This window comes from Parapusillimonas sp. JC17 (assembly GCF_052180245.1).
GTDB lineage: Bacteria > Pseudomonadota > Gammaproteobacteria > Burkholderiales > Burkholderiaceae_B > Parapusillimonas.
Genome location: NZ_CP197474.1, coordinates 4,559,229 through 4,579,534, shown reverse-complemented (window position 1 = coordinate 4,579,534; position 20,306 = coordinate 4,559,229). Strand labels below are relative to the sequence as shown.

The window sequence follows — 20,306 nt, the reverse complement described above, 5'->3', positions numbered from 1 at the left end:
TCACGCCCCTTTCATATGAACAGCTGGAGGCTGCGCAATGCCGAGTCGCAGTTGACCAGGTCCACGCGCTTCTGGTGGATACGCAGCACGCCTTCCTGCGCCAGCAGCTGGAATGTCGACCACCCCGCATAGTGGGTTTGTTGATCGCGGCGGGTCTCCGTATAAAGAAAGGCGGCGCGGATGGCGTATCTTCCCGCCTCCGGCTCGTGCCAGGGGTGGTCCGGCTCGATGGTAGGTTGTTGCAGCAGGTGGTGGGAACGGCTTCTGGGCTGCTGCGAGTAGGTGCGCTGCCCGGCAAGACGCTCGACGCGCACGCGCAGCAGCAGCTTGTCTTCATACATCAGCGAACCTTGCAGCAAGGGGTCGGTCTGGCCATGGCTGAGCGGCATCCAGTAATGGCCGTCTTCAGCGAAGAGATCCAGCCATTCGTCAAAGCGCTGTTCGTCCAGCATGCGCGCTTCGCCATAGACGAAGTCGATCAGGGTTTGGGGCGTCATCTCGCTCATGCCGATTCCTTCATGCTGGCGGTCATATAGTTGGCCCAGGCATTGTATTGATTGCGCATCTGCGCTTCGCTGGTGCCATTGACGATGGTGTTCTTCCGGTTTTCCTCGCCGGGTTCGTACAGCCGGCCGACATTGACCCAGTCGCGTCCGCGGCTGTGCAAGCCGTGCTGAGAGCGTTCGTAGACTTCATGGTCATCGTGGCCCACGACCGAGGTCGGGGCATTGATCAGGCGGTTGTACATCAAGGTGCGCTCCAGCAGTTTGTCGGGTGCGCCCACGAGCCGGAAGGTCCAGGATTCGACCAGTGTCTTGTCCGCCGCCAAGGGCTTGAAGACGCGCAGCGTCTGGATGGGGCCCTTGACCATGATGTTCGGGAAATAGCAGGTGTTATGGCGCGTATCCCCCAAAATGGCATGGGCCCGTTCCTTGCCATAGGCTTCTTCCATGGCTTCCAGGTAGCCTGGCACGGAAGAGTAGGCGGCATGGATGGAATTGCTGACGCCCGTATGCCCGTGCCCGTTCTCCCACACCCGGATGCCCATGCCCTCGAAGAACTCGTATGGGGAAATGAAGGGGGCGAATTGTTCGACCGCCATGGGCTTGGGCGTGCCTTCAGGCGCTTCTTCCCAGACCCGCACCGCGGTGCCGGCCGATGATTCATGCGCCACCATGGGGTGACAGGTGTCCGTCTGGTTGTCCACCAGCATTTTCCAGTTGCAGTCGTGCAGGTAGCGCAATACGCCGCCCGCTACCTCCAATTGACCCTGGGGCGAGCGGTCGACCATGTTGTCGATGGTCGACAGCGATTCGCCGAAGAAGTCCTCGAATGATTGGCCTTCCGGGTTCAGGCGGCAAAAGATGAATCCGCGATAGTCTTTGACATGCTCGACCGCCGCCATGCCACCGCTGGCCTCGCAGCTCTTGAGCTGTTCGGCGTCATAGCCCTTCTTGAGCGGGATGGACAGCAGTTGTCCGTCTGTCTTGAAAGTCCATGCGTGATAGGGACAGCGGAAGAACTTGCCGGTATTGCCGCATACGTCGCCGGCCACCATGACACCCTTGTGGGGGCAGCGGTTGTGCAGCACACGGACGGTCTTGTCCGTGTGGCGCACCATGACCACGGGCTGGTTTCCGACCGTGGTGGTGTAGAAATCGCCCGGATTCGGCACCTGGCTGGCATGGCCGACATACACCCAGGTGTTGGCGAACAGATGCTCCATCTCAAGTTCGAAGATCTCTTCGTTGATGAATAGATCCTTGTGTACTTCCGTGGGTCGCACAAGCGCGGACACCGCGGCGGGATTGTTGCGATAGCTCATGGCGGATTCCTGTCGGTCAAAGGTCGAGCACGAGGCGGTCGGAATGGCTGCGCGAAATGCATATCTGCATGACCTTGCCTTCCTTGCGTTCAGCGTCGGATAAGTAATAGTCGCGGTGGTCGGGCGTGCCTTCCAGGACATCCACCTGGCAGACTCCGCATTCGCCGCGCCTGCAGTCGTAAAGCGGGTCGCAGCCGGCTTCCTCCAGGACTTCCAGGATGGTCTTGTCGGCCGGTATCTGAAGAATGCGGCCGCTTTGCCTGAGCTCCACTTCAAAAGCGCGGTCGCCGAACTGCGGGCTGGCATTCACGAACAATTCAAAATGCACATGGGATTCCGGCCAGCCCAGCTCCAGCGTCTTTGCGCGCACGGCATCGATCATTCCCTTCGGGCCGCATACATAGATGTGCTGGCCACGGTCTGCCTGGTCGAGCAATTCCGTCAATGGCCGGGCTGTGGCCGGGTCGTCATCGGCATGCACCTGCAAGGCCGCTCCGTGCAGAGCCGCCAGCGGCGGCAAAAAAGCCATTTGCGCAGGGCTGCGGCCATAGTAGTGCAGGCTGAAAGGCCTGCCCGCGCGCTTCAGGGCGGTTGCCATGGCGGCGATGGGCGTAATGCCTATGCCACCCGCGATCAGCACGGTTTCGGCGTCGCCGGAGGATGGCGCGTGCAGGGGGAAATCATTGAAAGGCCCTTCGGCCTGCAACACATCGCCTATCCGCAGGCCATGCATGTATAGCGAACCGCCGGTGCCCGGATCTTCGAGCCTCACGCCGAGCCGGTAATGCCTGGGCTCTCCGAACTCGTCCGCGTCGACATCCAGGCTGATCAGCGAATAGCACCTGGGATCCTTCTGGCCCGGGATGCTGATCTTCAGGTGGGCGCCCGGCGTGAACGCGGGAAGGGGCCGGCCATTGCCGGATGCCAGCAGGAAGGTCTTGATGAGCGGAGTTTCGGCCTGTATGTCGGTAATGGAAAGTGCCAGCGTCGTCACGATGCGTCTCTCGGTTCTGTCTCGGGGATTGGAGCCGGCCGGCCGAACATGCCGTCCAGCATCCGGTCCAGCTCGTTGCCGTGGTCATCGGCAAGGGCGGCTTCGCGCAGCGCCCTCAGTTGTGTGGCGGCGTCGGTCCTGCCCAGCAGCTGGCTGGCCGCCAGGCTCAATCTTTGGTATTTGCCGGTGCCGCGCTGATGGGTATCGCTATAGCCCTTTACCAGGCGGCGGATGTTGACCACCTCGACAGCCAGGTCGTAATCGTGATGGGCTGTGTCGGAAATCAGCTTCAGCCATTGCGAGAGGCTGGCTCGTTCATGCGCATGGCGCAATGTCCCGCGGCGAAAGCGGCGCATGCCCGCAAGACCGTACAGCAGCAGGAAGCCGCCCAGGCCGCTGCTGCGCACGAAACGGCCTTTGCGGAAAAGCGGCTGCAGCATGCGCGCGGCGCGCGGGGAACGTTCTATGGCGCGTCCCCATGCCGCCGGCAGGGTGCCGCAAATCTCGTCCAGCCGGGGATGCATGTATTCCGTCGTATGGAGAATCTGGCCAGTCGCCACGCCTGTCTCGGACCGTACCCGCGCTTCGCGCGACTGGCGGGTTTTCAGGTCCGCAACGCGGATCACGTCGTCGTATGCCATGGCGACCGCCACATAGCGGGCGGCGGCCGTGGTCAGCGCCCAGTCGCGCTGCGGGCCCCCGAATTGGGCGTCCAAGCCGTGGATGTCGCGCATGTGAGCAAGATATTCCTTGGCGTAGGACAGATCCTGAAACTCCAGGGCGCGTTGCGTGCCGGCCAGGAGCATTTGCTGCGCCTGGACCGGAAACCGCCTGATCTCGTCAAGCAGCGCCTGGGTATCCGGATTTCCCGATGCCGACGGGATGCCTGCCTGGTCGGGGGCACGATCCGGCGAGGCGAATGCCTGCGGGGCATGCGTGGCCGCATCGAAACCCAGCCCGAAGGCATGCAGGCTGGCTTCGACGCCTACTCCGCCGCGGCTGATGGTGGCTTCGTATTCGTCGCGAGTAAAAGGCAGGGCGCCGCTGCCGGCCAGCGCGCCGAAAAGGCTGGCGCTGATGACGCTGCCGGCCTGGTCCGCCAGCGCTTGCAGATCGACGCAATGGAATGCGCGGGCAGCCTGCCGTCCCGCGGAGATGACGGTGTCCGGATCTGCAATGCCGTTGCCGCGCGCAGCCTTCTCGGCGATGGCGTAGCTGCGATGCGATGAGGCGATCAGCACCGTGCGGTCTGGCGTGACAAGCCCGCGCTGGATGGCGCGCCCGCCTTCCATCAGTTCCGCGGCAACGACGATGTCTACATCGCCGGGCGTTGGCATCATGGCCAGCACCGGGGCTCGCCCGGCCGACGACACCACGGTTTCCGGAATCATTTCCAGGTAATAAATGGTTGCTCCGGTGCGCTGGGCGACGCCGGGTACAGATGTGGTCTGCGCCCACCACCCGGCGTGTTCCGCCATGTCGACGATCCAGTCGGCCAGCACGCCGCCGCCCTGTCCTCCCATGGCCAGGATGGCGAGCTTGAGCGGTGTGCCCTCGTGGAGTGCGGCCGGGGTCATTGGGAAGCTTCCTGCAGAGCCTGCCGTTGGAGTTGCGCCGCGCGGCGGGCTTGCAGGAAACCGATCAGCCGCTGCCGCATGCCCGCAGTCCATTTGTCCCAGCGGTTGGGGTTATGGACGATGTCGGCCCGGTAGAACGAAGGGCACAGCACTGCGGCATGGGACACTTCGCCGCAATTGCCGCAGCCCACGCAACTGTTGTCCACGTGCGCGACCGGGTCTTCCTTGAGAGGGTCGCCGCTGTCCTTCACACTGAGCGATGGGCAGCCCGACAAGCGGATACAGGCGTGATCTCCGGTACAGACGTCGGGGTCCACCCCGAAGCGCTGCTTCACCACGCGTTGCCCGCTCTTGACTGCCTGCTTGAACAGAGGCTTGATGCGGCGCTGCTTGTTCAGCATGCATTCCGATTGGGCGATGATGACCTTGGGGCCTTTTTCGGGCGTGGTCAGCGCTTCCTCTATGGCGGCCTGCACGCGGGCAACGTCATAAGTGCGGTCCAGCGTCCGCACCCATTTGACGCCCACTCCGCGGACTGCTCTTTCGATCGGGTTATTGGTCGAACGATTCTTGTTGACGGCCCTCGACGAAAGAATGTCCTGCCCGCCGGTTGCGGCGGAATAGAAATTGTCCACGATGATGATCACGCCGTCGTGCTTGTTGAACACGGCGTTGCCCAGCCCCGACGCCAGGCCGTTGTGCCAGAAGCCTCCGTCGCCCATGATGGAAATGGGCCGCTTGGCCGCCGGCACGTTGAAGGCGGCGGCGCTGGAGGCGCCCAGCCCGTATCCCATGGTGGTCGCGCCGAGATTGAAAGGCGGGAGAATGGAAAACAGGTGGCAGCCGATGTCGCAGGCTATGTGATGCTGGCCGAGTTTCTCTTGTGCGAGAGTCAGCGCCGAGAAAACAGGGCGCTCCGGACAGCCGGTACAGAATCCCGCGGGGCGTGGTGGCACGACCTTGCCGAGCGCATCGATGACGGAAGGCGACACCTTGCGCTGAAAGGAAACGACTTGCTCTTGCAAGGGACGGGAACCGGCGGATGCCGGAGCCTGACGCGCGGCTTCGCCGGCTGCTCGAAATTCCAGTCCGGGCAGCAGTTGGGGGGCATGCTCTTCCAGGAAGGCTTGCAGGCCGTCCCGCATCACGGCGGTGGTGTATTCGCCGGCCAGGGGCAGGGGATTCTTGCCTGCCAGGCGGGTGGCGCTGCCGGCCTTGCGAAGGATGGCATGCAGGTTTTGCTCGATATAGTCCGGCTGGCCCTCTTCGAACAGCAGCACGGCTTTCTTGCCGGTGCAAAAAGCCAGGACCTCATCGTCGACGACCGGATAAGTGACGTTCATGACATATAGCGGCAGCCGGCTGTTGCCGAAGCTGTCGGCCAGGCCCAGCAGTTGCAAGGCCCGGATCACGCCGTTGTACAGTCCGCCTTGCAGGATCAGGCCGAATTCTTCGACGTCTCCTTCGAACCGTTCGTTCAAACGGTTTTGCTTGATGAAATCGACGGCGGCCGGCCATCGGTCGCGCACTTTCTCGTGCTCATGCAGGAAGGAGGCGGGGGGCAGCACGATCCGGTTGACGTCGCGCACGGGCTGTTCCAGTGCCTGCGCGAGGCTGATTGCCGGACGCTGGTTGTCTTTTGCGATGAAGCGGCCGTGCACATGACAGCTGCGTATCCGCAACTGAAGAATGACAGGGGTATTGCTGGCCTCGGAAAGCTGAAAGCCGTCTTCCACCGCCTTGACCATGCTTTCCAGGTTCGGGCGTGGGTCCAGCAGCCAGATCTGTGATTTCATCGCGAAGGCGTGGGTGCGTTCCTGCATGATGGACGAGCCTTCGCCATAGTCTTCGCCCACGACGATGAGAGCCCCGCCGGTTACGCCGCCCGATGCCAGGTTTGCGAGCGCATCGGAAGCGACATTGGTGCCCACCGTGGATTTCCAGGTGACCGCGCCGCGGATGGGGTACATGACCGAGGCGGCCAAGGTGGCGGCGGCCGTGGCTTCGGAGGCGCTGGCTTCGAAGTGAACGCCCAGTTCTTCCATGATGTCCTGGGCATCGGCCAGAACATCCATGAGGTGGGAAATGGGCGAGCCCTGATAACCCGCCACATATCCGACGCCCGATTGCAGCAGCCCCTTGGTGACGGCCAGTATCCCTTCGCCGCGGAATTCCTGCCCGGCGCCGATGCGCAGTTGCTGCACCTCTTTCTTGAATGAGCGTTCTGCCATTTTCTTGTCTCCCGCCAAATACTTTAAGCTTCAAGTTGAGGCTGGTCAATATAAATATGAAAATTCATATAAAAGAGAAATTTAAGTGATATAACAGATGCTTGGGTATGAGTAATTACCATTATCCACACGGTCGGAACGATCTGCTCTTGGGTTTTCGGCTACTATTTCCGCTTACCTATATGACCAACAGGCGTTCTTCCATGTCGGTGGATTCTCCACGTTTCGTGCATCGTTATCTGGCTTCGGTGCTGGCTCAGGCGAGCCACCGGATTTCCGCCGAGTTTCATGTCGAGGTCCGGAAGGCGGGCCTGACGGTTACCGAGTGGCGGGTGCTGGCCAGCCTGATCGGGGGCGAAGGCGAAACCGTCGGGGTACTGGCGCAACTTGCGGTCACCAAGCAGCCCACGATCAGCAAGGTGCTGCCGGGTCTCGAGGCGCAAGGCTATATTCGCCTGCAAACCGCGCGCTCCGACCGGCGGCAGACGGTGGTCAGCATCACCCCCAAAGGGGAAAAGCTCATCGGCGGACTGTGCGACAAAGCCATGGCGCACCAGCAGAAGGTCCTGGCCGCCCTGGAAGCCGACCATGCGGATCGGCTGGTGGAAATGCTGCGCGCCATTGTCGGGGTCGGACCCCATACGGGGTCCGACCCCTGAGTTTTTGGGGTCAGACCCCGTATGGGGTCTGACCTCATTCAGGGATTCGACACTTGAGTTTTTGGGGCCAGACCCCGTATGGGGTCTGACCCCCTTCCCGGGCATACGGTTTGCCGGCCAATTACCAAGACCTTATCGAAGAGAGGTACGTGCATGGCGATGACACAGCAGTACGAAAGCAAAGAGCCCTTGCGGGAAGTCGTGGACGCCACGGCGGGACCGCTGGTGCTGGAATTTGGAACCTCCTGGTGTGGATATTGCCAGGCCGCTCAGCCACTGATCGAGCGCGCCTTCGCGCAACACCCCGGCGTCGGGCATCTGAAGGTGGAGGACGGCAGCGGCCGCCCCTTGGGGCGGTCCTTCCGCGTCAAACTTTGGCCTACCCTGGTGTTTCTCAAAGACGGGCAAGAGGTTTCCCGGCTGGTGCGGCCCGGCAAGGCGGAGGATATCGAGGCCGCGCTGGCGGCGATCGTTTAAGGGGTCAGACCCCGTACGGGGTCTGACCCCAACGCGAAGATCATCGGGGTCGGACCCCGAATGGGGTCTGACCCCAGCGCGGTGGCTGTCGGGGTAAGACCTCGAACGGAGTCTGACCCCTTAACCTCTTGAGAAATCAAGAACTTTCCAGGTCTTTTCCGGTCCAAAAAGTATCCGTCCCTCAAGGGCTCAGCTAAAAAATTTCCATTAGCACTCGCCTTCATAGAGTGCTAATATTGAACAAGGTAGTTTTATCGATAGGATCACCAATCCGATGACACAAAGCTCAAATTCACTGACTTTGGCCAACAACCAGTTGGCGTTGGCCATTTCCAATCCTGGCGCCCTGGGCACCATCGAGGCCTACATCAGTGCTGTAAATCGCCTGCCCATGCTGACGCAAGAGCAGGAAACCGCGTTGGGCAAGCGTTTGCGCGATGAATCCGATCTCGACGCCGCAAGGCAACTCATTACTTCCCACCTTCGTCTGGTGGTATCCATTTCCAGGCAGTATCTGGGGTATGGGCTCGCGCATGCCGATCTCATCCAGGAAGGCAATGTCGGTCTCATGAAGGCCGTCAAGCGTTTCGATCCCGACCGCGGCGTGCGGCTGGTTTCGTTTGCCGTGCACTGGATCAAGGCCGAAATTCACGAGTACATCGTCCGGAACTGGCGCTTGGTCAAAGTAGCGACGACCAAGGCGCAGCGCAAGCTGTTCTTCAATCTGCGCCGCATGCGTCCCGACGGCCAAACGCTCGATACCGAACAGGTCAACACCATTGCGCGCGAATTGAACGTGCGACCCGAGGACGTCAGCGAAATGGAAGTTCGCCTGTCCGGGCGGGAAATGGCTCTGGAGAACTCGTCTGAAGAGGACGACAACGGCTTTGCCCCGATCTCTTACCTGTCCGACGAGGGACAGCAAGAACCCTCGCAGGTGCTGGAACGCCGTGCGTACGACACGCTGCAAGGCGAAGGTCTGGCCGAGGCTCTCGAAAGCCTGGACGATCGTTCGCGCCGCATCGTTCAGGCCCGCTGGCTGCAAGACGACGGCGGTGCCACGCTGCACGAGTTGGCAGGCGAGTTCGGTGTGTCCGCCGAAAGAGTCCGCCAGATCGAAGCCGCCGCGTTCAAGAAGCTGCGCTTGGCCTTGACCCACTGATTGCTGAAATAAAGAGTTTCAACTTTATTGGGCAGGAACAGAACTTATTCGTATTATGCGTGACTAAACTGCATGATCGACGCCTTTGCCCAGTGATGCGAAGCCCGTTGATCCCATCCGCTTCGGCTTCTCCTCTTCCCCTCCCTTTTGAAGCGGATGCTTATGGGACACCAAAAGGTGTCCCATTTTTTATTCAAAAAGCGTTATCCTGAAAAACCTGTAGCTCTGGCGGATAGCGATCCATGCAAATCGGGCATGTCGTTTTCGGGCTGGCCGGCTTGCTGGCCCTGGTTTCTTTCATGCCTCCCATAGCGGGCCGTTTGCGCCTGCCCCATTCGGTCTTGCTGGCCATTGTCGGCTTCCTTCTTGGTCTGGTGATCCACGTCCATAGTTGGGCGCCGCTGGTGATGTCCGACTTTCTCGATTCATTGCAGCATTTCGAGATATCCTCCGAAGCTTTCCTTTTCATCTTCCTGCCCGTCCTGCTCTTCGAGACGGCGCTGTCCCTTAATGTGCGCCGGCTGCTCGACGACATCGGGCCGATACTGATGATGGCCATTGTGGCGGTGATCGTCTGCACGCTGATCGTGGGTTTCTCCCTCGAAGCGGCATCCGGCTACAGCTTGGCGGTCTGCCTGATGCTGGGCGCCATCGTCGCGACGACCGATCCCATCGCGGTCATCGGTGTGTTTCGAGAAGTCGGAGCACCCAAGCGGCTGACGACACTGGTCGAAGGCGAATCACTCTTCAATGATGCGGCATCGATCGCCCTGTACTCCGTGCTCCTCACCGTAATGTATGGCGGCGGTGAGCTATCGGCGGGCAAAGTGTTCTACAGCTTTACCTTCAGTTTCCTTGGGGGCGGCGCCGCCGGCTTCCTGATGGGGCGTTTGGCGAGCGGACTGTTCATCTGGCTGCGCGGCTGGCCGACCGCCGAAATCACCTTGACCGTTGCCCTTGCCTATCTGACCTTTTATGTGTCGGAGCATTATCTGGGCGTATCGGGTGTCGTGGCGACGGTGATCGCCGGTCTCGTGGTGGGTTCCACCGGCCGCACCCGCATGTCGCCGGCCACGTTCGAGCAATTGGCCGGCGCATGGTCGCAGTTCGGATTCTGGGCGAATTCCCTGATCTTCATATTTGCCGCCATGCTGATTCCCAGAATGATGACCGACATCACCTGGACGCAAGTCGGGCTTATCGTCCTGCTGTTCGGCATGACGCTGTTGGCACGCGCCCTTATGGTCTTCGGCGTTCTGCCGCTGCTGGGCCTGACCCGCTTCGGCACCAAAGTCAGCCGCGCATATCGGGTGGTCATGTGGTGGGGCGGATTGCGGGGGGCGGTGTCGCTCGCACTTGCCTTGGCGGTGACCGAGCAGCATAACGTGCCGTACGAAGCGCGCCAGTTCATCGCGGTGGCCACCACCGGCTTCGTGCTGATGACGCTGTTCTTCAATGGCATCAGCCTGCGCTGGCTGATACGCCGCTTGCGCCTGAACGAGCTGACTCCCTTCGAGCGCAGCGTGCGCAACCAGGCGGTGATCGTTGCGCTGGACGACTTGCGCGATCAAGCCAAGGATATCGCCCGCAACGAGCATATCGGAGACGAGGCGCGCGAGCGGGTGCGGGCCGTCTTCGATGCCACGCAAGCGAGCTTGAACGGCGGCGAGCTGGCGCAGCTCTCCCTGGACCAGAAGGTATCCATCGGCTTGGCGACGATAGCGGCGCGCGAAGAAAAGCTCTTCTTCGACACGCTGAAGGCGCAGGTCGTCGACTGGCGCGCCGCCGAATCCCTGCTGGCTCGGGCGGAACGCATGAGCGATGCGGTGCGAGCGGGCGGCTTGAAGGGATTCGAAGCGGCGATCGCCGCGGATCTCAGATACTCCTTCGGCTTTCGCATGGCGCTGCGCCTTCACTACCTGTTTGGCTTCCAGGGCTGGCTGGCGACCGAGCTCGCAAAGCGCTTCACCAACCTGATGGCCAAGCGATCCGTCGCCCAGGAACTGATCAAATTTGCCGAAACCGATATCCGGCCTCTTCTGGGCGGGGACGCCACCGAAGTGATCATCGAAGCGCACCGGCATCGGCTGGCGCTGCTGAACAATGCGCTGCAGGCCATGGCGTTGCAGTATCCGCTCTTCGCCCAGTGGCTCCAGGAGGCCTATCTTGGGCGCATGGCACGCGCCCTTGAACGCCTGCGTTATCGCGAGATGCTGACGCAATTCCTGATCACTGGCGAGATGTACGCCGACCTGATCAAGCAAGCCGAACATCGCTGGAGCCACGTCAAGAAGCCGCCGGCATTGGATATCTCCATGAGCGCGAGCGACCTCGTCCAGCGGATACCCATGTTCGAGGATCTGGAGCCGGAAGTGCGGGCGGCCATCTGCAAAGTGCTGAAGCCGCGTCTGGCCGTACCAAACCAGCACATACAGATGCAGATCGGGCGCAGCCGGGCGATGTATATCGTGGCTTCGGGCGCGGTCGACATCAAGCTGCGCGACGGCACGAGCGTGGAGCTGGGAACCGGCGAGATTTTCGGCGAAATGGCCCTGATGGGCGGTGAAGCATTCGAAGCCGATGTCAGATCGCTAGGCTATAGCCGACTCTTGATGCTGCATGAAGGCGACTTCAAGAAGCTTCTGGAGCGCGATGCCGCGCTCAGGCAAAGAATCGAAACCGTGGTGGCGCAGCGGCGCCGAGCCTTGCAGGTATGGCGGGAATTCGAGACGGGCGAGCGCCAGCATGAACCCCTGCCGGACCTGAGCCTGGGGCCGCGGCCAGAGGGTCTTCCAGGCGGCGGCTGATCCGGCAGCGGCGAGGTGGCAACAGGCCCTAGAGCAATTGCCGAATGTCGCTGGCGATGTCCTGGGCGCTGGCCTTGCCGGACACCAGCACCCTGGCTTCGCCCTGCTTGTCGATCAGGTAGAAGGACGAGGCGTGATCCATGGTGTACTGATCGGGCGCCGGGCCCGCCGCTTTGGCGTAGTAGGCCTTGAAGGACTTGGCCGTCGTGGCGACTTGCTCCGGCGTGCCGGTCAGGCCCACGAAGCTGGGGTGAAACGCTTGGGTGTAGGCCGACAGGATTTCGGGCGTGTCGCGATCCGGGTCGACGCTGACCATCAGCACCTGCACGTCGCCGGCGTCCTTGCCGAGGAGCTCCATGACTTGCGCAAGTTCCGCCATCGATGTCGGGCAGACATCGGGGCATTGGGTGTATCCGAAAAAGACCACGCAGACCTTGCCCTTGTAATCGTCCAGCGTGCGTACCGCTCCGCTGCCGTCCTGCATGGCCAGATCGCGTCCGAGCTTGGTTCCGGTGATGTCCGATCCGAGAAAGGCCACTTCTTTCTTGCCGCAGGCGGAAAGTACGGGAGCAAGAGCGGTGGCGGCTGCCAGGCCGATGAGGGCGCGGCGCTTGGTCGAAAAAGAAAACATAAGGCGTCCGGGTTGTGAAATCAAATCAGTCCGGCCCAATGATCGAGCAGCAAGGCTGCGAACAACAAGGCCAGATACAGTATCGAGAAGCGGAACAGCTTCCTGGACTGTTCATCAGAATACTCTTTATAGAGTTTCCATGCGTTGATCACGAACAAGCCGCTGAGCACAATTGCGCAGGCAAGGTACAGCGGGCCGCTCATGCGGATGATGAAAGGAAGCAGCGTGGTGGCAAACAGCACCAGGCTGTACAAAAGAATATGCAGGCGGGTGAACTGTTTGCCGTGGGTCACGGGAAGCATGGGAAGGCCGGACTTCGCGTAGTCATTGTTGCGATACAGGGCCAGTGCCCAGAAATGAGGCGGCGTCCAGATGAAAATGATGAGCACCAGTATCCAGGCTTCGGCCGGGACGGCGTTGGCCACGGCGGCCCAGCCCAGCGCGGGCGGCATGGCGCCGGACAGCCCGCCGATCACGATGTTCTGAGGCGTGAGGGGCTTGAGGATCATCGTATAGACGATGGCATAGCCGACAAAGGTCGCGAAAGTCAGCCACATGGTAAGCGGGTTGACCAAGTGATACAGAACCAGCATGCCCAATCCGCCCAGCATGCCGGAAAACAGGATGACCTGGGTATTGCTGATGGTGCCCCGGGCGGTCGCGCGGCGGGCAGTGCGCAGCATGCGGGCGTCGATTTCCTGCTCGATCAGGCAGTTCACGGCGAATGCCGCCGCAGCCAGCAGCCAGATGCCCGCCGTGGCGGCTACCACCACGCCAAGGTCGGGCAGGCCGGGACTGGCAAGAAACATGCCGATGACGGCGCAAAAGACGGCCAATTGCGTGACACGCGGCTTGGTCAGAACCAGGTACTGCCTGAAAAGGGTTTGCGTGGGGGCGGATGCAGTGGTCATGTCAATATTCTAGCCTCATCGTCATGGGAAAGGCGCACCAGCAGGGTGACGCTCGCCAGGACCAGCCCCGCCGCGCCGCCATTGTGCAGCACGGCGATGAGCAGCGGCCATTGAAAGAAAATGGTGGTCAAGCCGGTAAGCAACTGGGCCAGCAGCAAGGCGAGCACCAAGTGGGCCGGCCCGCGCAGCCCTGGGTCGCTGCGCAGCCTCCAGGCCAGGAGGCCCAGATAGGCGAAGACCAGGAAGGCGAAATTGCGGTGCACCCAATGGATGGCGGTAAGCGCATGCTGGGAGATCATTTCACCTGAGGGAAGGACCCCCAGACCGCGCACCAGGGAATAACCTCCGTGGAAGTCCATCTCGGGCACCAGTTCCCCGTGGCACAAAGGAAAGTCCATGCAGGCCAGGGCGGCATAATTGGTGCTGACCCATCCGCCCAGTGCGATCTGTGCAAAAAGCAGCGCAACGCCGACCACGGTCCAGCCGAGCCAGCGTCGCGCATTGGGCAAAAGGGGTTTGTGGCGTTTCTCGCGCGCCGCAAGCCAGGTCATGAGGGCGAGCAGCAGCATGCCGCCCAGCAGGTGAGCCGTCACCACGATGGGCATCAATTGGTGCGTGACCGTCCAGGCGCCGAAGGCGCCCTGCACGCAGACGGCAATGAGCGTCACGATGGCGAGCCGCGGGCTATGGCCCAGTTCGCGCCGATAGCGCCAGGCCAGATACACGATGCCGATGATCATCATGCCCAGGATGGAACCGACGTAGCGATGGATCATTTCTATCCATGCCTTGGAAAAGCTGACCGCACCGTACGGCATCTCCTGGAGCGCCTGCTCGATGTGGCCGCTCGCGCCGATAGGCGTGATCTTTCCATAGCAGCCCGGCCAGTCGGGACAGCCCAGTCCCGAATCCGTCAGGCGGACAAAGGCGCCGAACATGATCAGGTCCAGTGTAAGAAACCAGGTCGCGAAGACCAGTTTTCTGTAACGGGCTCGGATTCGATCAATCATGGCTGCTATCCGATGCGCGAATTCTTGAGCAGTTTCGTGATGTCGTCGCGCACCGAGATGGGATCGGCATCCGCAGGAAACTGCATCATCAGGTTGCCCAGGGGGTCAATGATCCACATCGGGGCTTTAAGGGCCGCATCGCGTGCCGAGGGTTCCACGCCGGGCGCGAGGAAAGCGGCAAGCTTCTCCGGGTCGGCCCGCAGCATGTGAGTGCCCTTGTATGCATCCAGCACTTGCGCGGGGACCGGCGCCTCGTCGGTGACGAACCATACGCGCGCAAGGCGCTCTACGTTTTTACCTTGACTGGCATGCGAGTTGCGCAAGGTGAACAGCTTCTTGACGCAGGCTTCGGGGCATGCACCGCTGTCGGCACTGACCAGGATCCAGTGGCCGTGCAGGGATTCGAGATCGAACGGTGTGCCGTCGAGCGTGGTCAGCGGCAGCGCTTCGGCGCTTGGAATGGTCCGCTGCGGATCGACCAGCGCGCCATAGTTGCTCGTGCCATCGGGCCGCAAGCCAAGAGAGGGGACATAGTACGCGAGTATGGCGAAAACGACAGGCGCCAGGCACATGGCCAGGATCAGATAAAGCGGCCACATGGACCGTTGGCGGGCGTTCGGACCAGGTGAGTTTGGAGTCTTGCTAGGCAAAATGTGTTTCCTTGTTTACTTGTGGGTCGGTCGCAGCACGCGGCGCAACAGGTGCCAGGCCAGTCCGATGCAGACAATGATGGCAATGGCCATGAAGCCGAACCACTGCAGCGCGTATCCCCGGTTCTTGTCCGAGTCCAGCATGGGATCCGGCCACTCCCGCAACAGAGGATCGGCCCCGTTTTCCTGGCCAGCGGCAGCCTGTGTCTGGGCCAGCACGGTGGGCAACAGATCCAGGCCGGTGGCGGCGGCGTAGTCGGCCAAGTCCAGATTCTGCAGCTTGGGCAAAGGTGAGGAAGAGTCCGGCAACTGTGCCGGCAGGCGTGTGGCCGACTGGTCCGACCAAGACCATAATTCAAACAAGCGGGGCACTCTGTCGAGAAGCTCGCCTTGAATGGTCTGAGTGCCTTGCGGGGCAGGTATGGGCAGCTGGCTTTCGCCGGGGCGCATCGGCCGCGGCATCCAGCCTCTGAGCACCAGCACGGCGGCGTGCGAAGGCCCGGCAAGCAACAGCGGCGTGGCCACCCAGTAGCCGGGCTTGCCCTGAAAATTCCGGTTCTCGAGCAGCACGGTGAGCTCATGCCGCCATGTTCCGGTGGCCTGAGCTGGACGCCAGGCCTGCAGAGCGGCGGAGGGTGTGTCCGCTTGCAATGCGAGAGGAGGCTGGGCCCGCCCTGCTTCCATGACCTGCTTCAGCGCATCGCGTTCCGAGGCGCGATCCAGCTGCCAGTTGCCCAGGCGCCCGAACACGACCGCCAGCAGCGCCATGAGGATCAGGGCGGCAAACAAGCGATAAGGAGTGTGTGGGCGGGCCATGTCTGCAATAATTGAAGTTTAACGGGAGGCTTTCATGCGTATTGTCGTTATCCTGGCTTTCTTGGGCATCATCGGAAGCCTGGCCTCCGCCCTTGTTTACCTGATGCGCGACAAAGGCGGCACCAACCGGACGGTCAATGCATTGACCGTGCGTATCGGTCTGTCCATTGCCCTGTTTCTGTTCGTGCTGTTTGCCCATCATATGGGCTGGATACAAAGCACCGGCCTCGTTGCCCGCTGAGCAAAAAAGCGCCCCCTTGAGGGGGCTGCATGTCGCAAACGCGGCAGGGAGCGCTTTTTTTCGGTGAAGCTGGCAGGCTTAGAACCAGTAGACGAACAAATACAGGCCCAGCCACACCACGTCAACGAAGTGCCAGTACCACGCGGCGCCTTCGAAGCCGAAGTGGTGATCGGCGGTGAAGTGGCCTTTCATGAGCCTGAACAGGATGACGGTCAGGAAGGTGGCGCCCAGAATCACGTGAAAACCATGGAAGCCGGTGAGCATGTAGAACAGCGCGCCATAAGCGCCGGAGTCGAAGCGCAGGTTCAGGTCTTGATAGGCGTGCATGTATTCGTATGCCTGACAGCCCACGAAGGTGAAGCCCAGGATCACGGTCGCCGCCAGCCAGAAGATCGCCTTGCCGCGGTGATTGGCGCGCAGCGCGTGGTGCGAGATGGTCAGGGTAAGGCCCGAGCTGAGCAGCAGGGCGGTATTGATCGTGGGCAGCCAGAAGGGGCCTACGGTCTTGAACTCGGGTACGATGCCGGCCGGGCCGAAATTGGGCCAGGTGCCGCTGAAGTTCGGCCACAGCAAGGTCTGGTGATCCAGGTTGCTGAGCATGGGAGTGGTGAATTCCCGGGCATACCACAGCGAGCCGAAGAAGGCGCTGAAGAACATGACCTCGGAAAAGATGAACCAGGCCATGCTCCAGCGGTAGGAGTGATCGACGCGCTGGCTGTTGATGCCCGCTTCCGACTCGCGTATGGCGTCGCCGAACCAGCCGTACAGCACGACGAACAAACATAGTAAGCCGACCAGGACCATATAGAACCCGATCGTGGATCCATTGATCCACAGCGCCGCGCCCAGCAGCGTGATCAACAGGGACGCGCTGGCGCGTACCGGGTGTACTGAGTCGGCGGGCACGTAATAGTAGGGTGCCTCTTTACCCTGAGCTACGTGACTTGCACTCATGGTCTTCTCCTGCGATTTATCGAATTAATAGTAATTAGGTTACGTCAAATAGCCGGTGAACCAGCGCGCGATCATCACCAGTCCCACCACAAACACGATCGCGGCGATGATGCCGGCGATGATCAGGTGGACCGGGTTAAGGCTGGAAATGTCATCGGCATATCCTTTGCCTTTGCGTACGCCGAAAAATCCCCAGGCAACGGCTTTCATTGTCTGGAAAAAATTGAGCTTGCGCCCGGCCAGTTCCTTGATGTCTTTCGTCATGGTCAGCCTCCCAGGCCCCCGACGCTGGCCCGCCAGAACGCCCAGGCAACCACCGCAATGACAACGATGACGAGTGCGATGGCGGTATTACGGTTCTTGCGGCGTTGCTCGGGGGTCATTCTGGAAAAGCCTTGCTGATTACTTGACAACAGGTGGTTCTACGAACGTATGGAACGGGGCCGGCGAAGGAACGGTCCATTCGAGGCCCGTCGCGCCTTCCCACGGCTTGGCCGGAGCCGGTTCGCCGCGTCCGTTCCAGGCCTTCAGTGCAAGGTACAGGAAGATCAGCTGCGAGAATCCGAAGACGAAGGCGCCGATACTTGCGATTTCGTTGAAGTCCGTGAATTGGGCGGCGTAGTCGGCATAACGGCGGGGCATGCCGGCCAGGCCCAGGAAGTGCATCGGGAAGAACGTGATGTTGAATGAAATCATGCTCAGCCAGAAGTGCCACTTGCCCAGCTTCTCGTCGTACATGCGGCCTGTCCATTTCGGCAGCCAGTAGTACGCGCCCGAATACATGCCGAACAGCGAGCCCGCCACCATCACGTAGTGGAAGTGCGCAATGACGTAGTACGTATCATGGACGGCGATGTCGATGGGGGCGACGGCCAGGATCAGCCCGGTGAAGCCGCCGATCGTGAACACGAAAATGAACCCGATGGCAAACAGCATGGGTGTTTCGAAGGTCATGGAGCCGCGCCACATCGTGGCCACCCAGTTGAAGACCTTAACGCCGGTCGGGATGGAGATCAGCATGGTTGCGTACATGAAGTACAGCTGTCCGGTGACGGGCATGCCCGTGGCGAACATGTGGTGCGCCCAGACCAGGAAGGAAAGGATGGCAATGGCGGCCGTGGCATAGACCATCGATGCGTAGCCGAACAGCTGCTTGCGCGCGAATGCCGGCACCACGGCGGACACGATGCCGAAGGCCGGGAGGATCATGACGTAGACCTCGGGGTGGCCGAAGAACCAGAACACGTGCTGGTACAGGACCGGGTCGCCGCCGGCGGCCGCATTGAAGAAGCTGGTGCCGAAGTGGCGGTCGGTGAGCAGCATGGTGACGGCGGCAGCCAGGACCGGCATGATGGCCAGCAGCAGGTAGGCGGTGATCAGCCATGTCCAGCAGAACAGCGGCATTTTCATCAGCGTCATGCCGGGCGCGCGCATGTTCAGGATCGTCACGATGATGTTGATGGCCCCCATGATGGACGACGCGCCGAGGATGTGCACGGCGAAGATGTTGAAGTCCATGCCGGGGCCCATTTGCAGCGACAGCGGCGCGTACATGGTCCAGCCTGCGGCGTTGGCGCCGCCCGGTACGAAGAAGGACACCGTGAACAGGATGGCGCCGATGGGCAACAGCCAGAAGCTGAAGTTGTTCATGCGGGCGAAAGCCATGTCGGAGGCGCCGATCTGCAGGGGGATCATCCAGTTGGCGAAGCCCACGAACGCGGGCATGATCGCGCCGAAGATCATGATCAGCCCGTGCATGGTGGTGAACTGATTGAACAGTTCCGGCTGGAAGAACTGCAGGCCGGGGGAAAACAGTTCTGTACGGATCAATAGCGCCAGCAGTCCGCCTTCGAGCAGCATGCAGAAGGAAAATATCAGGTACATCGTACCGATATCTTTGTGGTTGGTGGCGAAAAGCCAGCGGCGCCAGCCGTGTGGCTTGTGATCGTGGTCGTCGTGCCCGTGACTGGCAGGGACGTGGTCAGCAGTAACACTGCTCATGGTGGACTCCTTCCTACTCTACCGGACTGCTTGCAAGCAGTCCGGAAAAACACTTAGTGGGTTTACTTGCGCTTTTCGTAAGTATCAGCGCAGTGCCTTGACGTCAGCGGGTTGAACAACCGGATCCTGGCCCTTGCCGGCATTGCTCCAGGCATTGCGGGTGTAGGTGATGACCGCGGCGATCTCGACATCGTTCAGCTGATCGCGGAAGGCCGCCATCGCGGTGCCGGGATGGCCGTTGAGCACAGTGAGAATCTGGTCTTTCATGGGGCCCAGGACATACTTATCACTGCCATCCAGGGCAGGGAAGGTATTGGGCAAGCCCTTGCCATTGGCTTGGTGGCACGCCACACAGTTTGCAGCATACACCTTTTCGCCGCGTGCGAAGAGTTCGTCTTTGGTCCATTCCTTGTTGGGATCGTCGGCCGCCGCGGCAAGCGCTTTCTTCTGGTCGGCCGCCCATTTGTCGTAGTCTTCCTGCGAAACGACGTCGACCACGATGGGCATGAAGGCGTGATCCTTTCCGCAGAGTTCGGCACACTGGCCGCGGTAGGTGCCGATCTTTTCGGCACGGAACCAGGTGTCGCGGAGGAAGCCCGGCATGGCGTCCTGCTTGACGCCGAACTCGGGCACCATCCAGGAGTGGATGACGTCGTTGGCGGTCAGGACGATGCGTACTTTTTTATTGACGGGCACCACCAGCGGATTGTCGACTTCCATGAGATAGAGGTCGGAGCGCGGGGCCTGGCCGGTGATCTGTTCGCGTGGAGTGCTAAGGTTAGAGAGGAACTTGACGCCCTGGGCGGGACCGTCGACATATTCATAGCCCCACTTCCACTGATAGCCGGTGACCTTGACGGTCAGGTCGGAACTGGAAGTGTCTTTCATGGCCACGACGGTGCGGGTCGCGGGCAGCGCCATGCCGATGACAATGAGAAAGGGGATGACCGTCCAGGCGATTTCCACGCCCACGTGCTCGTGGAATTTGGCGGGAATCGCGCCGCGTGATTTTCGGTGCGTGAAAATGGAGTAGAACATTACCCCGAACACGCCCACGAAAATGACCGCACAGATAATGAGCATCATCCAGTGTATCCACATGATGTCCTGCGCGATCTTGGTCACCCCCTCCGGCAGATTGAGTTGGTTGACCCGTGGGCCTCCTGGCATATCCTTTACCTGGGCACTTACCGCGCCTGCGAACAGCAGGGCGCCAGCACCCAGTATCCCTCTCACCTTCTTCATGCTGACCTCTAAATACGTTGCCCAGGGGCCAAACGTTGATTCTGGTCAAATAACCATGGCGAAATAACGTTCGGTGGGCACAAAATTATTGGATGGCAGGCTTAAAATGTTAACG

General features: G+C 61.0%; 19 protein-coding genes. 5 read left to right on the top strand and 14 right to left on the bottom strand.

Features of this window, described 5'->3' with window-relative positions:
* Positions 1-11: 11 nt before the first annotated feature.
* From ACSBPU_RS21920 to ACSBPU_RS21900, 5 genes are read right to left on the bottom strand one after another with little or no spacing between them, the layout of a single operon-like run.
* Positions 12-506, bottom strand: coding sequence for an aromatic-ring-hydroxylating dioxygenase subunit beta (locus tag ACSBPU_RS21920; RefSeq protein ID WP_442594204.1), 495 nt, complete (start codon positions 504-506; stop codon positions 12-14).
* Positions 503-1,825, bottom strand: a complete 1,323-nt coding sequence (locus tag ACSBPU_RS21915; RefSeq protein ID WP_442594202.1) for an aromatic ring-hydroxylating dioxygenase subunit alpha — start codon at positions 1,823-1,825, stop codon at positions 503-505. Before ACSBPU_RS21915 ends, ACSBPU_RS21920 begins: the two co-directional genes overlap by 4 nt.
* Before the next feature lie 16 nt (positions 1,826-1,841).
* A complete protein-coding gene (locus ACSBPU_RS21910; protein WP_442594200.1) occupies positions 1,842-2,819 on the bottom strand; it encodes a PDR/VanB family oxidoreductase in 978 nt (325 codons plus the stop codon).
* Positions 2,816-4,396, bottom strand: a complete 1,581-nt coding sequence (locus ACSBPU_RS21905) for an indolepyruvate oxidoreductase subunit beta family protein (protein WP_442594198.1) — start codon at positions 4,394-4,396, stop codon at positions 2,816-2,818. Before ACSBPU_RS21905 ends, ACSBPU_RS21910 begins: the two co-directional genes overlap by 4 nt.
* A complete protein-coding gene (locus tag ACSBPU_RS21900; RefSeq protein WP_442594196.1) occupies positions 4,393-6,627 on the bottom strand; it encodes a thiamine pyrophosphate-dependent enzyme in 2,235 nt (744 codons plus the stop codon). The genes ACSBPU_RS21905 and ACSBPU_RS21900 overlap by 4 nt, the downstream gene beginning before the upstream one ends.
* A 203-nt stretch (positions 6,628-6,830) precedes the next feature.
* Here ACSBPU_RS21900 and ACSBPU_RS21895 point away from each other — a divergent pair, with 203 nt between their 5' ends.
* From ACSBPU_RS21895 to ACSBPU_RS21880, 4 genes are all read left to right on the top strand, one after another.
* Positions 6,831-7,286 carry a MarR family winged helix-turn-helix transcriptional regulator gene (locus ACSBPU_RS21895; protein ID WP_442594194.1) on the top strand — a complete coding sequence of 152 codons (456 nt, stop codon included), beginning with the start codon at positions 6,831-6,833 and terminating at the stop codon, positions 7,284-7,286.
* A gap of 153 nt (positions 7,287-7,439) precedes the next feature.
* On the top strand, positions 7,440-7,763 hold the full coding sequence (locus ACSBPU_RS21890) for a thioredoxin family protein (protein WP_442594192.1): 324 nt from the start codon (positions 7,440-7,442) through the stop codon (positions 7,761-7,763).
* A gap of 274 nt (positions 7,764-8,037) precedes the next feature.
* Positions 8,038-8,925, top strand: a complete 888-nt coding sequence (gene rpoH / locus ACSBPU_RS21885; RefSeq protein ID WP_442594190.1) for an RNA polymerase sigma factor RpoH — start codon at positions 8,038-8,040, stop codon at positions 8,923-8,925.
* A gap of 242 nt (positions 8,926-9,167) precedes the next feature.
* Positions 9,168-11,732, top strand: coding sequence for a cation:proton antiporter (locus ACSBPU_RS21880; protein WP_442594188.1), 2,565 nt, complete (start codon positions 9,168-9,170; stop codon positions 11,730-11,732).
* A gap of 28 nt (positions 11,733-11,760) precedes the next feature.
* On the opposite strand, the gene ACSBPU_RS21875 is transcribed toward ACSBPU_RS21880, so the two are convergent.
* The 5 genes from ACSBPU_RS21875 to ACSBPU_RS21855 all read right to left on the bottom strand — a co-directional run bounded on the left by ACSBPU_RS21875 (position 11,761) and on the right by ACSBPU_RS21855 (position 15,750).
* Complete coding sequence (locus tag ACSBPU_RS21875; protein WP_442594186.1) at positions 11,761-12,363, bottom strand: SCO family protein; 603 nt, start codon at positions 12,361-12,363, stop codon at positions 11,761-11,763.
* A 20-nt stretch (positions 12,364-12,383) separates the two neighbouring features.
* Positions 12,384-13,274: a heme o synthase gene (gene cyoE / locus ACSBPU_RS21870; protein WP_180068687.1), complete on the bottom strand. Its 891-nt coding sequence runs from the start codon at positions 13,272-13,274 to the stop codon at positions 12,384-12,386.
* Entirely contained in the window at positions 13,271-14,281 is a 1,011-nt protein-coding gene (locus ACSBPU_RS21865) for a COX15/CtaA family protein (RefSeq protein ID WP_442598479.1), read from the bottom strand. Before ACSBPU_RS21865 ends, cyoE begins: the two co-directional genes overlap by 4 nt.
* An 8-nt stretch (positions 14,282-14,289) precedes the next feature.
* Positions 14,290-14,883: an SCO family protein gene (locus tag ACSBPU_RS21860; protein WP_442598477.1), complete on the bottom strand. Its 594-nt coding sequence runs from the start codon at positions 14,881-14,883 to the stop codon at positions 14,290-14,292.
* A 66-nt stretch (positions 14,884-14,949) separates the two neighbouring features.
* Complete coding sequence (locus ACSBPU_RS21855; RefSeq protein WP_442594184.1) at positions 14,950-15,750, bottom strand: SURF1 family protein; 801 nt, start codon at positions 15,748-15,750, stop codon at positions 14,950-14,952.
* A 34-nt stretch (positions 15,751-15,784) separates the two neighbouring features.
* Here ACSBPU_RS21855 and ACSBPU_RS21850 point away from each other — a divergent pair, with 34 nt between their 5' ends.
* Positions 15,785-15,991 (top strand): twin transmembrane helix small protein, encoded by a 207-nt coding sequence (locus tag ACSBPU_RS21850; RefSeq protein WP_180068693.1) that lies wholly within the window; start codon positions 15,785-15,787, stop codon positions 15,989-15,991.
* Positions 15,992-16,069: 78 nt separating this feature from the next.
* Here ACSBPU_RS21850 and ACSBPU_RS21845 read toward each other — a convergent pair whose 3' ends face one another.
* From ACSBPU_RS21845 to coxB, 4 genes are all read right to left on the bottom strand, one after another.
* A complete protein-coding gene (locus ACSBPU_RS21845; RefSeq protein WP_180068695.1) occupies positions 16,070-16,945 on the bottom strand; it encodes a cytochrome c oxidase subunit 3 in 876 nt (291 codons plus the stop codon).
* Positions 16,946-16,984: 39 nt separating this feature from the next.
* Complete coding sequence (locus ACSBPU_RS21840) at positions 16,985-17,209, bottom strand: DUF2970 domain-containing protein (RefSeq protein ID WP_180068697.1); 225 nt, start codon at positions 17,207-17,209, stop codon at positions 16,985-16,987.
* A gap of 138 nt (positions 17,210-17,347) precedes the next feature.
* Positions 17,348-18,946, bottom strand: a complete 1,599-nt coding sequence (ctaD, locus tag ACSBPU_RS21835; protein WP_442594181.1) for a cytochrome c oxidase subunit I — start codon at positions 18,944-18,946, stop codon at positions 17,348-17,350.
* A gap of 84 nt (positions 18,947-19,030) precedes the next feature.
* Positions 19,031-20,191 carry a cytochrome c oxidase subunit II gene (coxB, locus tag ACSBPU_RS21830; protein WP_180068701.1) on the bottom strand — a complete coding sequence of 387 codons (1,161 nt, stop codon included), beginning with the start codon at positions 20,189-20,191 and terminating at the stop codon, positions 19,031-19,033.
* Positions 20,192-20,306: the final 115 nt, after the last annotated feature.

Excerpts from the sequence above, each read along its gene's own strand:
- coxB (WP_180068701.1), bottom strand. The coding sequence starts at position 20,191 with ATGAAGAAGGTGAGAGGGATACTGGGTGCTGGCGCCCTGCTGTTCGCA.
- ACSBPU_RS21860 (WP_442598477.1), bottom strand. The coding sequence starts at position 14,883 with ATGTGGCCGCTTTATCTGATCCTGGCCATGTGCCTGGCGCCTGTCGTT.
- ACSBPU_RS21855 (WP_442594184.1), bottom strand. The coding sequence starts at position 15,750 with ATGGCCCGCCCACACACTCCTTATCGCTTGTTTGCCGCCCTGATCCTC.
- rpoH (WP_442594190.1), top strand. The coding sequence starts at position 8,038 with ATGACACAAAGCTCAAATTCACTGACTTTGGCCAACAACCAGTTGGCG.
- ACSBPU_RS21890 (WP_442594192.1), top strand. The coding sequence starts at position 7,440 with ATGGCGATGACACAGCAGTACGAAAGCAAAGAGCCCTTGCGGGAAGTC.
- ACSBPU_RS21920 (WP_442594204.1), bottom strand. The coding sequence starts at position 506 with ATGAGCGAGATGACGCCCCAAACCCTGATCGACTTCGTCTATGGCGAA.
- ACSBPU_RS21905 (WP_442594198.1), bottom strand. The coding sequence starts at position 4,396 with ATGACCCCGGCCGCACTCCACGAGGGCACACCGCTCAAGCTCGCCATC.
- cyoE (WP_180068687.1), bottom strand. The coding sequence starts at position 13,274 with ATGACCACTGCATCCGCCCCCACGCAAACCCTTTTCAGGCAGTACCTG.
- ACSBPU_RS21900 (WP_442594196.1), bottom strand. The coding sequence starts at position 6,627 with ATGGCAGAACGCTCATTCAAGAAAGAGGTGCAGCAACTGCGCATCGGC.
- ACSBPU_RS21875 (WP_442594186.1), bottom strand. The coding sequence starts at position 12,363 with ATGTTTTCTTTTTCGACCAAGCGCCGCGCCCTCATCGGCCTGGCAGCC.
- ACSBPU_RS21850 (WP_180068693.1), top strand. The coding sequence starts at position 15,785 with ATGCGTATTGTCGTTATCCTGGCTTTCTTGGGCATCATCGGAAGCCTG.
- ACSBPU_RS21915 (WP_442594202.1), bottom strand. The coding sequence starts at position 1,825 with ATGAGCTATCGCAACAATCCCGCCGCGGTGTCCGCGCTTGTGCGACCC.
- ACSBPU_RS21840 (WP_180068697.1), bottom strand. The coding sequence starts at position 17,209 with ATGACGAAAGACATCAAGGAACTGGCCGGGCGCAAGCTCAATTTTTTC.
- ACSBPU_RS21880 (WP_442594188.1), top strand. The coding sequence starts at position 9,168 with ATGCAAATCGGGCATGTCGTTTTCGGGCTGGCCGGCTTGCTGGCCCTG.
- ctaD (WP_442594181.1), bottom strand. The coding sequence starts at position 18,946 with ATGAGCAGTGTTACTGCTGACCACGTCCCTGCCAGTCACGGGCACGAC.
- ACSBPU_RS21845 (WP_180068695.1), bottom strand. The coding sequence starts at position 16,945 with ATGAGTGCAAGTCACGTAGCTCAGGGTAAAGAGGCACCCTACTATTAC.
- ACSBPU_RS21895 (WP_442594194.1), top strand. The coding sequence starts at position 6,831 with ATGTCGGTGGATTCTCCACGTTTCGTGCATCGTTATCTGGCTTCGGTG.